Raw genomic sequence first — 388 nt, forward strand, 5'->3', positions numbered from 1 at the left:
CGTTGCCCGGATAGCTCAGTCGGTAGAGCAGGGGATTGAAAATCCCCGTGTCCTTGGTTCGATTCCGAGTCCGGGCACCACTATTTAAAGAACCCAGCCTATGGCTGGGTTTTTGCTTTTCTGCGTTTATAAATCCCTTCTTTAGTATTCTTGTTTCTCTTTGCCGTGGGATCGTGCAGTCTGCTTTGCCGGATGGCGGCTTTGCCTTATCCGGCCTACTAAACCCGCAGCACTACTGGTTTTTCTGCGCCCAAAGCAAAAAACCCCGCACCTTACGGTACGGGGTTCTTCTGATTGATGCCTGGCAGTTCCCTACTCTCACATGGGGAGACCCCACACTACCATCGGCGCTACGGCGTTTCACTTCTGAGTTCGGCATGGGGTCAGG

General features: G+C 53.1%; 1 tRNA gene and 1 rRNA gene. One reads left to right on the forward strand and one right to left on the reverse strand.

Annotated elements, in window-relative coordinates:
- Window positions 1-4 precede the first annotated feature (4 nt).
- A tRNA-Phe gene (locus tag PYW49_RS23290) sits at window positions 5-80 on the forward strand.
- A gap of 219 nt (window positions 81-299) precedes the next feature.
- On the opposite strand, the gene rrf is transcribed toward PYW49_RS23290, so the two are convergent.
- Window positions 300-388: ribosomal RNA gene (gene rrf / locus PYW49_RS23295) — 5S ribosomal RNA — on the reverse strand; the annotation flags it as partial.

Origin of the sequence: Enterobacter chinensis (assembly GCF_034008295.1) — a bacterium.
Classification (GTDB): domain Bacteria; phylum Pseudomonadota; class Gammaproteobacteria; order Enterobacterales; family Enterobacteriaceae; genus Enterobacter; species Enterobacter chinensis.